At 30.8% G+C, this 15,987-nt stretch carries 15 protein-coding genes; 12 read left to right on the top strand and 3 right to left on the bottom strand.

Going from position 1 to position 15,987, the window contains the following annotated elements; genetic code table 11:
* The first annotated feature begins 138 nt into the window (after positions 1 to 138).
* The 3 genes from LPB87_RS06835 (at position 139) to LPB87_RS06845 (ending at position 2,703) form a co-directional block, all read left to right on the top strand.
* A complete protein-coding gene (locus LPB87_RS06835; RefSeq protein WP_230605413.1) occupies positions 139 to 1,122 on the top strand; it encodes an AraC family transcriptional regulator in 984 nt (327 codons plus the stop codon).
* The gene (locus tag LPB87_RS06840) at positions 1,122 to 2,126 is read left to right on the top strand and encodes an AraC family transcriptional regulator (RefSeq protein WP_129538221.1); all 1,005 of its coding nucleotides are present in this window, start codon (positions 1,122 to 1,124) and stop codon (positions 2,124 to 2,126) included. The genes LPB87_RS06835 and LPB87_RS06840 overlap by 1 nt, the downstream gene beginning before the upstream one ends.
* Positions 2,127 to 2,334: 208 nt before the next feature.
* Positions 2,335 to 2,703 carry a hypothetical protein gene (locus LPB87_RS06845; RefSeq protein ID WP_230605414.1) on the top strand — a complete coding sequence of 123 codons (369 nt, stop codon included), beginning with the start codon at positions 2,335 to 2,337 and terminating at the stop codon, positions 2,701 to 2,703.
* A 25-nt stretch (positions 2,704 to 2,728) separates the two neighbouring features.
* Here LPB87_RS06845 and LPB87_RS06850 read toward each other — a convergent pair whose 3' ends face one another.
* Positions 2,729 to 3,226 (bottom strand): GNAT family N-acetyltransferase, encoded by a 498-nt coding sequence (locus LPB87_RS06850; protein ID WP_129538223.1) that lies wholly within the window; start codon positions 3,224 to 3,226, stop codon positions 2,729 to 2,731.
* A gap of 23 nt (positions 3,227 to 3,249) precedes the next feature.
* Positions 3,250 to 4,419 (bottom strand): thioredoxin family protein, encoded by a 1,170-nt coding sequence (locus LPB87_RS06855; RefSeq protein ID WP_230605415.1) that lies wholly within the window; start codon positions 4,417 to 4,419, stop codon positions 3,250 to 3,252.
* Positions 4,420 to 4,552: 133 nt separating this feature from the next.
* Between LPB87_RS06855 and menD the strand changes: the two genes are divergently transcribed.
* The 9 genes from menD (at position 4,553) to LPB87_RS06900 (ending at position 15,171) form a co-directional block, all read left to right on the top strand.
* Positions 4,553 to 6,214 (top strand): 2-succinyl-5-enolpyruvyl-6-hydroxy-3-cyclohexene-1-carboxylic-acid synthase, encoded by a 1,662-nt coding sequence (gene menD / locus LPB87_RS06860; protein WP_230605472.1) that lies wholly within the window; start codon positions 4,553 to 4,555, stop codon positions 6,212 to 6,214.
* A 94-nt stretch (positions 6,215 to 6,308) separates the two neighbouring features.
* Positions 6,309 to 6,650, top strand: a complete 342-nt coding sequence (locus tag LPB87_RS06865) for a DUF2853 family protein (protein WP_129538225.1) — start codon at positions 6,309 to 6,311, stop codon at positions 6,648 to 6,650.
* Between the two features lie 349 nt (positions 6,651 to 6,999).
* The gene (locus tag LPB87_RS06870; RefSeq protein ID WP_230605416.1) at positions 7,000 to 7,854 is read left to right on the top strand and encodes a S1-like domain-containing RNA-binding protein; all 855 of its coding nucleotides are present in this window, start codon (positions 7,000 to 7,002) and stop codon (positions 7,852 to 7,854) included.
* A 718-nt stretch (positions 7,855 to 8,572) separates the two neighbouring features.
* Positions 8,573 to 9,406, top strand: coding sequence for a 1,4-dihydroxy-2-naphthoyl-CoA synthase (locus LPB87_RS06875; protein ID WP_129538227.1), 834 nt, complete (start codon positions 8,573 to 8,575; stop codon positions 9,404 to 9,406).
* 97 nt (positions 9,407 to 9,503) lie between these two features.
* Positions 9,504 to 10,466 (top strand): 1,4-dihydroxy-2-naphthoate octaprenyltransferase, encoded by a 963-nt coding sequence (gene menA, locus LPB87_RS06880; protein WP_230605417.1) that lies wholly within the window; start codon positions 9,504 to 9,506, stop codon positions 10,464 to 10,466.
* 28 nt (positions 10,467 to 10,494) lie between these two features.
* A complete protein-coding gene (locus tag LPB87_RS06885; protein WP_230605418.1) occupies positions 10,495 to 11,172 on the top strand; it encodes a metal-dependent hydrolase in 678 nt (225 codons plus the stop codon).
* Between the two features lie 186 nt (positions 11,173 to 11,358).
* Entirely contained in the window at positions 11,359 to 12,807 is a 1,449-nt protein-coding gene (locus LPB87_RS06890; protein WP_230605419.1) for a S41 family peptidase, read from the top strand.
* Between the two features lie 16 nt (positions 12,808 to 12,823).
* On the top strand, positions 12,824 to 14,035 hold the full coding sequence (locus LPB87_RS06895) for a tetratricopeptide repeat protein (protein WP_230605420.1): 1,212 nt from the start codon (positions 12,824 to 12,826) through the stop codon (positions 14,033 to 14,035).
* Positions 14,036 to 14,127: 92 nt separating this feature from the next.
* Entirely contained in the window at positions 14,128 to 15,171 is a 1,044-nt protein-coding gene (locus LPB87_RS06900) for an o-succinylbenzoate synthase (RefSeq protein ID WP_230605421.1), read from the top strand.
* A 390-nt stretch (positions 15,172 to 15,561) separates the two neighbouring features.
* On the opposite strand, the gene LPB87_RS06905 is transcribed toward LPB87_RS06900, so the two are convergent.
* Positions 15,562 to 15,795 carry a hypothetical protein gene (locus tag LPB87_RS06905; RefSeq protein WP_230605422.1) on the bottom strand — a complete coding sequence of 78 codons (234 nt, stop codon included), beginning with the start codon at positions 15,793 to 15,795 and terminating at the stop codon, positions 15,562 to 15,564.
* Positions 15,796 to 15,987: the final 192 nt, after the last annotated feature.

Consider the following 15,987-nt stretch of genomic DNA (forward strand, 5'->3'; position numbering starts at 1 on the left):
TCATTTTGCACTCTAAAATTTTCTAGAGAATAAAAGCAAAAAACAATACTACTACCATTAATTGAACAGTTTTTTTTGATTACTTTAATACATGATAATTTTGTTTTGTATTATGTAAAAAGCTTGTAAACAATATTTATGAAAAAAATTATACATCATTATGGAGTGGAGTTAGATTGGGTAGAACCTCTAGCGATACAATTGGAAGGAAGAGTTGATAGTAATTTTATCATAGTTCCAGATTATATTCATACAGGAGAAAGGTATTTCTTGAGTTGTGACTTTGGAATTTCAGTACTTTATATAGATGTTTTATACCATTCAGAAATTCACTTCAGACAAGAAAACAAAACAGATGACTTTATAGGGATGTATTATAATCTTACTGAAGGAGAGGCTGTTTTATTATTAGGCGATGGAGAGAATCCAATTGGTAGATGGAATTATAATTTAGTTATTATTGATAGTACATTAAGTTCTGATTATATTGTTAAACCAGGAAGTAAGACATTTGCCCTAAATATTTTTATTAAAAAAGAAGTAATAAAAGGATATTTAGAAAATAACCCATCAATAAAAATGCATGCGGAAGAAATTTTAGATTCTAAATTAAATACGATCGTCAAATTTACCAGAATGAGTAATGAAAGTTATAATCTTCTGATGAATTTGCGCTCTCAAAAGTTAGAAGGGGAGTCTTTTGCTCTTCATCTTAAAGGAGTTGTACAAAATCTTTTGGCTGAATATATTGAAAAGATGGTCCTTGATGAAATTGTAGTTGATAGAGTTAATGAAAAAGATTTAGAAGGAATTATAAAATCTCAAGCCTATTTAATTGAAAATTTAAATCAGATTTTTCCAAGTATTGTTTTTTTAGCGCAAGAGGCAAATATGTCAGAGACTAAATATAAAAAATTATTTAAAAAGATTACCGGAATGACTCCAAATTCTTTTTTTCTTAATAATAAACTTATTGAAGCTAAACGTCTTTTGATAGAGAAACAGTTGACGATTACCCAAGTTTCGAACGAATTAAATTTTACTAACAATTCCTATTTTACAGCAAAATTTAGAGATTTTTATGGGATGTCACCAAAAGAGTTTATTAAACAATTACAGTAATGATAGAAATTAGTCACACATATACTTTAACATCTGTATGGCAAAAAGAACTTGCAAAACAACTTATTGAGAGGTTAGGAGCAGCGCTAATTGAAGATAAGTTTTTACAGATGCCTAAAGATGTTGCTGATGGCGGTTTTTATTATACAGAAGTTATGCCTGGGCTTTCGGTTGTAATTTGGGATTTAATATTTAAAGAACCCATTCTGATAAAAAGAATCAAATCAGAAGATGACTTATATATAATTCATTATGATTTTAGTGATAAAATGAATTTGATTCATGTTCAGGGGATAAAGCATAAAATTGGATATAAAGCTAATTTAGGTTTGGGTGTGTTTGACAACGCTATTGATAATGTTTTTCAGCCTGTTGTAGGAGAACGGGTTTTTGCTATGCGATTATTGGTAGCCAAAGACTTATTGAAATTTACAGTTGCAAATGGCGTTATAAGAGATTCAAATAAGCGTAAAATAAAAAGTGGAAAAAATACGCTTTTCTTTTATGATCATATTGATAGTAAAAGCAAGGTTATTATGCATGCTATAAAAAATAAGTCTTTCCTAGATCCAGCTTTCGAAATATATTTGCGGGGAGTTGCACTTAGGCTATTGGCAACATTTATTGATCGTTATTCAAATCCATTACCCATGCTTCATTATGTGCCAGAAAAAGAAGCTGAAGTTTTAAATACTACAAAAGATTATTTATTAGAAAATCTATATAAAGGATTTCCTGGAATCGAATTTTTAGCTGATATGGCAGGAATGTCAGTCTCAAAATATATGTCTTTGTTCAAAAAAATGTTTATTAGTACTCCAAATCATTTCTTTTTAAGAGAAAAAATGATTCTTGCCAATGAACTGCTTAAAAGCGGAAAGTTTGATTCCCTCATAGATATTTCACATGAATTAAATTATGACAAATTAAGTTATTTTACTTCAATGTATTTTCAGCAATTCGGAAGAAAACCTTCTGATGATTTCATTAAGGCTACTTTTTAAATTGTATTATGCTAATGAATAATTCGTATTTATTTTGATTTTTTCCGACTGTTGTTTGTTGAAAAATCACTTAACGGTTAAAATATGTCTTAATTTGTTGTTTTTTAAACATATTCTCCTAAAAGAAATCGGTTATTTTGTATCTTTTCTAAAAGGGAATAAAGAGCAAGTGAATTAATTGCAAAATGGGGAATAGTAAGTAAATAAAATGGAGACAAAAGAGGTATTAGTATATGATAATCAACATGGTTTTTCCAGATTTTTGAAAAAGCAATTTGGAAAAGATATTAATTTTAAAGTCTATAAAAAGTTTAGTCCAGAAGATAATTTTGACAATATACAAGAGGAATATTCGTTTATTTTTTTCATTGTTTATTCAGGAGAGGACTTATTTGACTTTATTAAATTGCAAAGAAAAGGGGTGCCTATTGTAGTCTGTAGTTTTAATAAAGAAGTATTGTGCAAATTTAAAAATATTGATGATATTAGTTTATTGGATATTTCTGCTTCACGAGAAGAATTAATAAATAACTTTCAAATGGCACTTCATACTTATTCAGACGCTTACATTAATTAGGCACCGTATTATTAAATGTAAATTTTTATTTAAGTATTAACTGCATGAAAATCAGATCAAGCCAATGATCAAATTTGTAACCTACTTCACGGATAGTTCCAGTTGCTACAAAACCAAATTTTTCATGAAACTTAATGCTTCCGGCATTATCAGCGTCAATTGCACCAATCATAACATGATAATTTTGCTCTTTGGCTAGGCGAATTAATTCAGTCAATAATTTAGAGCCAATACCTTTCCCAATTATATTATCAGTTACATAAACAGAATGCTCTATAGTGTATTGATATCCAATTTTTTCTCTAAACGGACCATAACTGCCAAAACCAATAACTTCACCATCCAGCTCAGCAACAATAACAGGTAAGTTTTTAGAGTTTTTATCTTCAAACCATTTTTTCTGAACTTCGATCGTCTGAGTTTCGTAGCTGTAATTTGCAGTGGTATGTAAAATAGAATAGTTAACAATATCAAGGATCTTTACTAAATCCTGAGAAGTTGCTGGTCGAATTGTAACAGACATATTGAGTTGTATTATTTGTAGTTTTATTTAAGTTCGGCTAATAAAACATCAGCATCTTTCGAGTCCCAATCCATTTCTTTGCAAATAGCTTTAGCCTTTTTAGCATAAACTAAAGCTGATTTTTTGTCTTTAACTTTAATATAAAGACGCGCTAATAATAAATTACCATCGTAAGCATCATTTAGTTCTAATGAACGTTTTACCCATTCGATAGATTTTTTAAGGCTTTCAGTATCAGTGATGTTTTTTAGGTAAACTTGTCCAATTTCTTTAAGAGTATTTGGACTATTCCATACATATTTTTGAGTTCCATCTAAAGCAGTTTTGTTATAATACTTCCAATTGGTACTTCTTTCAGCAATTGTTAAATCATAAGAGAAAATAAGAGAATCAGTTTTTTGAAGACGGATCGTTTTGGCAATTTCTCTTTGTTTGTAATAGTTAATGGTATCAAGACTTTCAGTATAAGGACGAAGTAATTCAGTTACAATATTAATTATCTTTTTCTCTACACGATCTGGAGAAACAACATTTCCAAATTCCTTTTGATGTTGCAATACATATTGAAATTCATGTGATTTGATATCACTTACGCCATTAGCAATAATACGCCAGTTTATTTCAGTAAGTAATTGAGCATCCGATTGTGTGGCAAGATAGGTATGAGTGGCTTTGGATAAATCGACTCTTTCACGACCTTTTCTCAATGTAGTCAAGTATGCCAAACATTTATTAGGATTACTTGGGTCAGCCATGAATACAGACTCCAAATAAGGCAATTGCATTTTAGGATTTAAAGCGTTTTTGATTTCGTTTAAGAATGCAACAGTTTTTATTTCGCCTTTCAAATTATATAAAACAGTTTCATTAGAATCAACAATTAAAAAACTAGGTAATGATTTAGTGTCAAACTTAGTTTTTAAAGCAAGCCCTTCTTCTTTATCAATATCTTTCCAAACACAAATGTAATTGTCTTTTAAAAAAGCCATTACTGTAGCATCTTTTAAAGTACCATTCTTCATAGCATTGCAATGCGGGCACCAATTAGCATAAAGCATAATAAATACAGGTTTGCTTTCTTGTTTCGCCTTTACTAAAGCATCTTTGTATGAAATGTCATCATGAATGAATTGATTTTGAGCATTTCCTGTATGTATAAAAAGTAGGAGTAACGATAGATAAATAAAGCGCATAATTCTTCAGTTTTATTAAAGACAATTTTTACAAATATATTTCCTTTTTCTATAAGTAGATGGTAATATATTGTTATTTATACCCTAAATCATGTCTGAACTCATTAACTTTGTGTTTTATAATTTCGAAAAAATGATTTACCCCAAAATACCACTTGCACAGAGTATCATTCAAATTTGTTTAGAAAAAGGAATCACCAATATAATTATATCTCCTGGGTCGCGAAATGCACCTTTAACCATAGGATTTGTTAGTAACCCAGCCTTTCAGTGTTATAGTATTGCAGACGAAAGATGTGCTGCATTTTTTGCATTAGGAATTGCTCAGCAAACCCATCAGCCAACAGCTTTGGTTTGTACTTCTGGCTCAGCATTGCTAAATTATTATCCCGCTTTTGCAGAAGCATTTTATAGCCAGATACCGTTAATTGTAATCTCAGCAGATCGTCCGCAAAGTAAAATAGATATAGGTGATGGGCAAACCATTCGACAAGAAAATGTATATAGCAATCACTCCTTGTATAATGCTAATTTGCATGAAGATGTCTCGCCAGAAAATGATAAGAAAATCAACGAAGCAATAGATACAGCCAGAATACAAAAAGGGCCAGTACATATTAATGCACCATTCGAAGAACCGCTATACGAAACAGTTTCAGAACTTACTGTTAGCCCAATAATAGACACTTACGTAAAAGAAAACCAGTCAGAAGCAATAGCAGCTATAGCTAATATGGTTGCTGATTGGAATAAATCGACTCGTAAGATGGTACTTGTAGGAGTAAATGAGCCACATACTATTAATCAAAAAATAATTGAAAGATTAGCCAATGATGAATCAGTAGTTGTTTTAACCGAAACAACATCTAACTTGCATCATCCGAGTTTTGTAAATAGTATCGATACTTTAATTACGCCGTTTACACCAGCAGATTTTGAAGATTTCCAACCAGAAATTTTAATCACTTTTGGAGGAATGATAGTTTCTAAACGCATCAAAGCATTTCTACGAAAGTACAAACCAAAGCAACATTGGCATATAGATACGTTAAGAGCGTATGATACATTTGGAGCTTCACCAAATCATATAAAAACAAATCCAAATGATTTCTTCGAAGCATTTTTGCCTCAAACGGAATCTATTGAAAGTGATTACTTTTCAAAAATTGAAAAAATAAATGATTTAAGAAAAGTAAGAGCACAGGAATATTTAGGAAAGATTCCATTTTCAGATTTTAAGGTCTTCGAAAAAGTAATTGAATCATTGCCAAAAAACAGTCAATTACAAATAAGTAATAGTTCGGCTATTCGATATGCACAATTAATCGACATAGACTCATCGATAGATGTTTTCTGTAATCGTGGTACGAGTGGTATCGATGGTAGTACATCAACAGCTATAGGAGCCGCAGTAGGCAATCCTAAGCCAGCAGTTTTTATTACAGGAGACATTAGTTTCTTGTATGATAGTAATGCTTTATGGAATAGTTATATTCCGAATGATTTTAAAATTATAATCGTAAACAATGGGGGAGGAGGAATCTTCCGTATTTTGCCAGGACATCAGGAGCAACCAGTGTTTAATACCTTTTTTGAAACATCACATCATTTAACGGCCGAGTATATGGCAAGAATGTTTAAAATGACTTATATAAAGGCTGATGATGAAAATGCATTACAATTGGGATTAAAATCATTGTACAATACAAACGGAGCACCAGCAATTCTAGAAATTTTCACACCAACATTTGAAAACGACAAAATATTGCTTCAGTTTTTTAAAGAATTATTGTAAACTTATTTTTGTCTTAAATAAACACGATATATAGAATAAAAGCTTAAATTTGAGAGTATAAACCAACTATTAATCAACTATTAAAATTTTATTTATGAGTGCAAGAGACGAATTAATTGTAAAGTATGCTGCTGATTTAAAAGACAAATGTGGTGTAACTCCAGATATGGATTTATTGACAAAAGTGACTATTGGTTGTGGCCCGTCAATATATAATGCAGATGCAGCAACGGTTGCAGGAACGCAAAAATCGGAATTGGATACCGTAAAGAATAATTTTTTAATCAAGAAATTAGGCTTGCCAGATACACCAGCTTTAGATGCTGGAATCGATGCTGTATTAGAACAATATGGACGCTCAAACAAGAATAAATATAGAGCAGTTGTGTATTATTTGTTAACGAAACACTTTAAAAAAGAAAGTGTTTATAAATAGTATCTCATTATAAAATAATAAAAGCGCCCAAAAGGCGCTTTTTTAATGAAAGTTAATTGAGGTCTATTGCAACAACTCCAGAATCGTCATCGTTTGCTTCAGGATCGTTATTATTTGTTTGAGATTGTATAAAAGGGGAAAGAAATAGTAATGTAAAGATATAAATAAGAGATTATGGTTTCATTTATTTGTAGTTTATTAATATAATCTCAAGTTTAATTAAAAAACAAAACGATTAGAAAAGTTAACATAAAGAATCCTTCATAAATACTTTTCCTTGGTAGATTCAAACTTCGTACCTTTGCAACTTAGAAACTTGCTTAGATAGCAATACAGAACTTTAAAGAAGATGATTGAAATAGGAAAATACAATACACTAACTATATTACGTGATACCAAAGTAGGATTGTTTTTGGGTAACCCAGAAAAAGATCCAGAAGGAATTCATGACATACTATTACCAAACAAATATGTTCCAAATGAATTTGAAATAGGCGAAGAACTTATTGTTTTTGTTTATTTAGATCACGAAGAGCGTCCGGTTGCTACAACATTAGAACCATATATTTTACTAAATGAGTTTGCACTTTTACGAGTAAACTACATCAATCAGATTGGTGCTTTTATGGATTGGGGAATGGAAAAAGATATTCTAGTTCCATTTAAAGAACAGGCGCGTCCTATGGAAAAAGGAAAGCGTTATTTGGTTTATTTATACATGGACGAAAAAACCAATCGTTTAGTAGCTTCTAGTAAAACAAACCAATTCTTGAATAATGATAACCTAACAGTTGAAAAAGGAGAAGAGGTAGATTTAATTGTTTCGCATATTACTGAAATAGGAATCAATGTAATCATCAATGAGAAACATAAAGGGTTACTTTATAAAGATGAGGTTTATGATGATGCTATTCGTACAGGAGACCGTATGCGTGGTTATATTAAAAACATAAGACCCGACAATAAAATTGATGTTTCATTGCAAGTGCAAGGATACCAAAGTATCGAGCCAAATGCTGATAAGATTTTGGATGAATTAAGAGCGAGTCGTGGTTTTTTAAGACTTACAGATAATTCACATCCTGAAGATATTAAAACGGTGCTTAAAATGAGTAAGAAAACATTCAAAAAAGCTATTGGAGCACTTTATAGAGAGAAACTAATCGAGATTAAAGAAGACGGAATCTATTTAGTTAAAGAATAATACAACAAGAAAGGCTAATCGTAATGATTAGCCTTTCTCTTTTTATTCTAGTTTTAAAAAAAATTGTAATTAAAAAAAACAAAAATAAAAATAAATCTACTGTCATCGCGAAAAGTGAATAGAATCACACAATATAAATACTGTACTAACTCTTCTTGCGTGTGATTTATTACTTTTTCAGATGGGTTTGTCTGGAAATAAGGATAACAAATACGTATATGCTAAAATTAATTTCACGGCAGAACCTTTGGTTTATTTTTTAATATTTTAAAAGATGATTAAACTATAATGTACACTCATTCTTAGAGTAGCTTAATAAATCTTCCTCGTTAACCGTAGGTGTTACTATCTCTTTTTTGCAATTTCGACAAATGCTATTCTCATTTGCTCATGGTCTAGGGTTTTTAAATTTAAAACCATAGAAAAATGAGCGACAAATTTTTTAAATTTTCTCAAAAAATCATTTTTTAGGTTAATAAATCAGTGAAAGAAAATCAATCTTAAATGCGTACTGAAAATAGTGTATCGCATTGATTAATAGATTGTAAAGATAAAAATAAAAAACAAAATACACTATAAAACAATATCGTTTTTTATTTTAAAACAAGTTTTAACATTTGAGTAAAATTGTTTAAGGAATGACTTCATTAAAAATGTATAGCCTAAAGTGTAAAAAATGATTTATTTTTACACTATAATTAATTAAAAATAGCATCTAATGGATTGGATTACTGTCAGAGAATTTGAAGATATAACCTATAAAAAATGTAATGGAGTTGCAAGAATAGCCTTTAATAGACCTAATGTTCGCAACGCATTTCGCCCAAAAACAACATCCGAATTATATCAAGCGTTCTACGATGCACAAGAAGACACTTCGATAGGAGTAGTTTTATTGTCAGCCGAAGGACCTTCGACTAAAGATGGAGTGTATTCTTTTTGTAGTGGAGGAGATCAAAACGCAAGAGGACATCAAGGATATGTGGGAGAGGATGGGCAACACCGCTTAAATATTCTAGAGGTACAACGTTTAATTCGCTTTATGCCAAAAGTTGTTATTGCAGTAGTTCCAGGTTGGGCAGTAGGTGGCGGACATAGTTTGCATGTAGTTTGTGATATGACATTGGCAAGTAAAGAACATGCCATTTTTAAGCAAACAGATGCTGATGTAACTAGCTTTGATGGTGGATATGGATCAGCTTATCTAGCCAAAATGGTAGGGCAGAAAAAAGCACGTGAAATTTTCTTCTTAGGACGCAACTACTCAGCTCAGGAAGCAATGGATATGGGAATGGTAAATGCAGTAATTCCTCATGATGAACTAGAAGATACAGCTTATGAGTGGGCACAAGAGATATTGCAAAAATCTCCAACATCTATAAAAATGCTAAAATTTGCTATGAACCTTACAGATGATGGTATGGTTGGGCAACAGGTTTTTGCAGGAGAAGCAACTCGTTTGGCTTATATGACTGAAGAAGCAAAAGAAGGTAGAAATGCCTTCCTAGAAAAAAGAAAGCCTAATTTTGGCGAAAACAAATGGTTACCATAAATAAAAAAGTTTAAAAAATGTTTTAGGTTTCAGGTTCCAGGTTCTGAACTTGAAACGTGTAACATGAAACCTGAAACAAACTAAATAAAAAATCAGAATGAAACATTGGATTGAAGCCGCTAGATTAAGAACATTACCTTTATCAGTCTCAGGGATTATTGTCGGTAGTATGTATGCTTTGGCAAATCCCACAGAAAACGTTTATACGCCAACAGAGGTTTTTAATTGGAAAATCTTTGGTTTTGCGCTGTTAACAACCCTTGGATTACAGGTTTTATCCAATTTTGCCAATGATTATGGTGATGGAGTAAAAGGAACCGATAACCAAGACAGAATAGGACCTAAACGTGCCATACAAAGCGGTGTAATAACACCACAAGCCATGAAAAAAGCTATAATAATTACTGCTATGTTGACTTTGTTGTCAGCAATAACATTGATTTATTTTGCTTTTGGCGAAACAAACTTTGTGTATTCAATCTTTTTCTTATTGTTAGGAATTGCAGCAATTATTTCAGCAATTCGTTATACAGTAGGAAATTCAGCTTATGGATATAAAGGATTTGGTGATTTATTTGTATTTGTATTCTTCGGATTAGTAAGTACATTAGGAGTGAATTTTTTATATTCAAAAGAAGTAGATCCACTTTTAATCTTACCAGCAGTAGCAATAGGATTATTGAGTGTAGGGGTTTTAAACCTAAATAATATGCGCGACGAAGCCTCAGATAGAAAATCAGGAAAGAACACAATTGTGGTAAAAATGGGAGGTCAGGCTGCTAAAAAATACCATTATTTTTTAATTATTGGAGCAATGGTTTCGGTAGTAGTATTTGCTATTTTAAGCGATTATCATTTTGATCAATACTTATTTTTGTTAGCCTATATACCTTTAACAAAACATTTAATGGTAGTTTCTAAAAATAAAGAACCTAAGTTATTAGATCCCGAATTAAAAAGAGTAGCACTAAGTACATTTTTACTTTCAGTATTATTGACTTTGTGTATGATTTCATTAATTTCAGACATTATTGTAAATCTCTTCTTAGGAGGAAGATAAATATGTTAAACTTAAAATTTATATCCATATGAAAATTACATTTTACGGTCATGCCTCATTAGGAATCGAAGTAGGAGGAAAGCACATTCTGGTAGATCCTTTTATTTCGGGGAATCCAATGGCTTCACATATCGATAGTAACACATTAAAAGCCGATTATATCTTGTTAACGCATGCCCATGGAGATCATATCCTTGATGCTGAAGCAATTGCTAAACGTACTGGAGCAGTAATCGTTTCTAATGCTGAAATTGCGAGTTATTTTGCTCAAAGAGAACTGAATGCTCACCCAATGAATCACGGAGGAAGCTGGCAATTTGATTTTGGGAGAGTAAAATATGTAAATGCGATACATTCAAGTTCATTTCCAGATGGTAGTAACGGAGGAAACCCAGGAGGATTTGTAATTGAAGGCGAACACAAAAACATCTATATAGCAGGAGATACTGCACTTACAATGGATATGAAGTTAATCCCGATGCGTACCAAGCTAGATTTAGCTATTTTGCCAATAGGAGATAACTTTACCATGGATGTTGAAGATGCAATTATAGCATCAGATTTTATAGAATGTGATAAAATTTTAGGGTATCATTTTGATACTTTTGGATATATTAAAATTAATCATGATGAAGCAATTCGTAAGTTTTTTGATAAAGGAAAAGACTTAATGCTTCTTGAGATAGGAGAATCTATTGAATTATAAACGGAATGGTATTTGTTATCCTGATGTAATTTAAGGGATAGAAGTTGTTCACTTCGTTGGTTCATTTTATTAGTAACCAGCTTATATGCTTTATCTCTTTCTTAGCTAAAGAAGTTAGGAAAAGATATAGTAGTCTCTAATAGTTATTAAGGATATAGCTAAAAATATATATTTAATCAATAAAGCATGAATTCTAGAAAAGTACTTTTATTTATTTTGATTATTGTTTCATATGGCTCATATGCACAAAAATGTTCTTGTGAAGATAATTTTTATTGGCTAAAGAAAACGTTTGAAGAAAACGACGCTGGTTTTCAGTACGTCATTGATGAAAAAGGATTGACAGAATATAAAAATCACAATAGTATTTTTGTCAAGAAAGTAAAAAAAATAAAAGAGCTGGATGATTGTAGAAAAGTACTTTCTGATTGGTTACTCTTTTTTAGACCGGGACATTTATCACTATCTGTAAATCAGGAAAATATTAAAAAAACAGTTAGTAAGGTTGATCCAGAGGTTGGGAAAAATTGGGAAAAAGTAGAAATAAAGGAAGATGTATTAAAGGATAATTTATTAAGAGTTGTACAGCCTAGCTTTGAGGGAATATGGGTTTCTGGAGCTTATACTATTGGAGTTGTAAAAAGAAATGATGAATATATTGGTTACATTTTAAATTCAGAAGGAACAAAATGGAAGCAGTATCAAGTAAAATTTAAGATTAAAGAGAATTTAGATAAAACATATAATGCTGTATATTATATGGGAGATTACTCTGTTCAAAAATTTAATGATGTACAACTTATTGGAAAAAATTTATTGAAAATTGGTTTTATTTCATTAGTAAGAACCTTCCCAAATAACTTAGAAGATACTCCATTAATAAATGATTATATAGAATCGCTAACTACTCAAAAACCTTACCTCAAAGAGATCTCGAAACAAACTATTTTATTGCGAATTCCAACATTTAATTATTCTAATAAAAAAATGATTGATAGCATACTTATTGCTAACAATAGTTTAATTCTTTCAAGAGAAAATTTAATAATTGATATAAGAAATAACGGAGGTGGTTCAGATGCCAGTTTCCAAAAAATAATTCCATATTTATATACGAATCCTATTAGAACAGTTGGTGTTGAATTTTTATCTACTGTGCAGAATAATAAACGAATGGAAGATTTTATGGCAGACCCAGATTGGTCAGCAGGGGATAAAGAATGGGCTAGGAAAGGGTTAGAAAAACTGAATGCTAACATTGGTAAATATGTTAGTTTACAAGAAAATACAGTTGATGAGTATAAATTAGATCGTGTTTATGATAACCCAAAAAATGTTGCAATCATTATTAATAAAAATAATGGAAGTACAGCAGAGGAATTTCTATTAGCAGCAAAACAAAGTAAAAAAGTTAAGCTTTTCGGGACAACAACAGAAGGAGTATTGGATATTTCTAATATGTATTTTGTTGATTCTCCATGCAAAGATTTAAAACTCGGATATTCACTCTCAAAAAGTCTAAGAATTCCAGATATGCAAATTGATAGAAAAGGGATTCAGCCAGATTATTATATAGATAAGACTATTCCTGATTATGATTGGATTAAATTTACAGAAAACATATTAATTAAGTAATATGGTATTAAAAATTATGGCAAGAAAGAATTCTAGAATTCTAGTTTTAGTACTTTTAATAAGCTCATTTTATTCAGCTTTTGCTCAAAAAGAAGGCTATTGGGATAAAGAACGATCAACCACTAAAGAAATAATCGTTCCAGCCCGCGACAGAATAATTATTTCAACCGAAGATTTACCTTTAGGAACAACCGAAGTGGTTTATAGAATAACGCTATTGGATGAAAACCAACAATTAACAAGTAGTTTAGTGTCGGTATTAAAATCGATTCCAGATCCTACGGGAATTAGTCAAGGTTCAGCTGGAGCAGTATTTTTAATGTCCAAGATATCAGGTGATGATAAGTGTAAGTATGCACTTTTTACCGATCAGGCAACAGCTAAAAGTTATGTTCAAAGCGGTAAAACAGATAAGGCATGTTATGCCCAAGAAGAACCAATAAGTAAAGATGCAAAACGGTTATCGTTAGACAAGTTAGGTTGTTTGAAGTCAAACACAAATGTAATTTGGTTTGGATTCGAGAGCAAAAATTGGCTTTTAAAACAAAAAGTAGTTCTAGAAGTGGTGCCTTGGGTTGATGTAAAACTAAGCCGTGGTTGGAATCAGGAGAATAAGAAAGAAATCATTAGCCAATGTAAAACCTCAAATTTGGCACAAAAAATGGCTAATTCAGATGATTTTTGTGTTTGTATTCTTGAAAAAATCCAAAAGCAATATCGTTATACAGAGTTTGATAAATTATTGGCAATGGAAAAAATCAAAGCCTATAAAGATTATGGAAGTTCCTGTTATAGTGATACTAATATTTCAAAAAATATTTATAGTGATTTAAGAAGTCAGGCCTCTAAACTTATTAAAAGCCAAAAATATGGTGAAGCAATAGCTTTACTTCATACAATAATTACAGACAAGAAAGCTACAGCGCTAGATTATAGTTCAATTGGATATTGTTATATTATAACCAAGCAATACGAAAAGGCACTTAAGTTTTTGAAAGAAGGTGAAAAATTAGATGAGACAGAATTGCAGCTAAAACTCAATTTAGCTCATGCCTATTTGGTAAATGGTGATTATAAAGATGCTAAAGCTATTTATAAAAAATATCAGACACAAAATGTAACCGATAGTTTAAGTTGGATAGAAAAAGTAAAGCTTGATTTTGCGGTTTTTAAAAAAGCAAATTTACCATCTGCTAACTTCGATAGAGTTTTAGACCTTTTTAATTAATCATTTATGGATAAGACAATAGCTTAATTTACTTAAATAACTTTTATGTTTAAGAAGTAAATTATGATTATATGTTTTAAAAAAAAATCACATTGAAAGCAACTTATCATAAATACACACTCAATTTTAAACGCCCATCGGGAACTTCACGGGGCGTAATGAATGAAAAAGAAACCTGGTTTATTATAATTGAAAAAGATAATAAAAAAGGAATAGGAGAATGTGGGATCCTTAGAGGTTTAAGCGCAGATGATCGTGATGATTATGAAGAAAAATTACAATGGACATGTAGTAACATACATCTTGGTGAAAAAGTGCTTTGGGAAGCCTTATTAGCATTTCCTTCAATACAATTTGGAGTAGAAATGGCTTTCCGTTCTTTGGATAGTGAAACTCCTTTTTTACTGTTTCCTTCAAGCTTTACAACTGGAGAAAAATCGATAGCAATAAATGGTTTGGTCTGGATGGGAGAGCCAGAGTTTATGAAGCAACAGATAGAAGAGAAATTAGCTACTGGTTTTAGATGTATAAAGCTTAAAATTGGTGCTATCGATTTTGAGAAAGAACTTGAATTATTAGCTTTTATTCGTAGTCATTTTAGCCCAGAACAAGTCGAAATTAGAGTAGATGCCAATGGAGCTTTTAGTTTAGATTCAGCTTTAGATAAGTTAAGTCAACTAGATAAATATGAATTACATAGTATAGAACAGCCAATAAAACAAAATAATATTGAGGCTATGGCTGGTTTATGCAAAAAAACGCCATTTCCTATAGCATTAGACGAAGAGTTAATAGGAGTTTTTACTTTAGAGGATAAAGAAAAAATCATACAAAAGATAAAACCGCAATACATCATTTTGAAGCCGAGTTTTATAGGAGGTTTTCGTGGTACTCAGGAATGGATAACATTGGCAGAAAAATATAATATTGGTTGGTGGATTACGTCAGCTTTAGAGAGCAATATTGGACTTAATGCAATTGCACAATGGACTTTTTTACAAAATAATACGATGCCACAAGGATTAGGAACAGGAGCATTGTACACCAATAATTTTGATTGCCCGTTAGAAGTTACCCAAGGGCAGTTGTGGTATAATCCAGATTTAAACTGGTCAATTGACTTCGATACCTTATAATGGGTAATATTCAAAAAAGTAGTTTTCAACTCTTTATTACTTTTAAAAAAGAAAGAAAATTATTTGTAAAACTTTGCATTATCGCCTTCGTAAAAAAATATAACTAACGATAACGCATAAATTTGCCTTTTGGTTTTAAGAATTGTGATTTAGCAGTTTTGGCTATTTGGATAAGTTTTATTAAAAATAGAAGTACCTTTAAAACTTGCTAAGTAAAATCATTTTCCTTTATTATTCAATTGCAAAAAATGGTTCAACCTGAATGTATTCTGTGTTTTTTCCTTTTTTACGTACTAGAAAAATAACGTATTGATCAAAATATCCTGTAAGTTTATAATCCTGTAGTTTTTCTTTTTTGTCATAAAAGGCGGATGCTCTGATAAACTTTTTTTAACATACCGTATTTTTGTCTTTATAATCATTAGTAATGTTTATTTCTTTAAAGAAAAAAGCACCTTTACTGCCACCATTACTATCTTTTAAATAGTAATCCTTAGGTGCTTCAATAAAATTCCGAATATAGTTGCTGTTATATTCGAAAAAAACAGTGTCTTTTTTTATTTGTTGTGCTTTTGAAGAAATAAAATAAAATAATGATAGTATAATTATAATTGTTGTTTTCATAATCAAATTTTTTATGATGTTAGTTTGAACAAGTAATTGTCTTTGTTAATAAATTACTTCTTTTATCTAAATTAGCTATTTCCTTTTTTTCTTTCTTCTTATAAAGATGGCCAAGCATCAACACCATTCTCTTGTAATCCGTGCCATGCCATTGCTTCGTAAAGTGCATCGCTTGGTTCTTTTTCAAAATAA

Origin of the sequence: Flavobacterium sp. EDS, assembly GCF_020991525.1 — a bacterium.
GTDB lineage: Bacteria > Bacteroidota > Bacteroidia > Flavobacteriales > Flavobacteriaceae > Flavobacterium.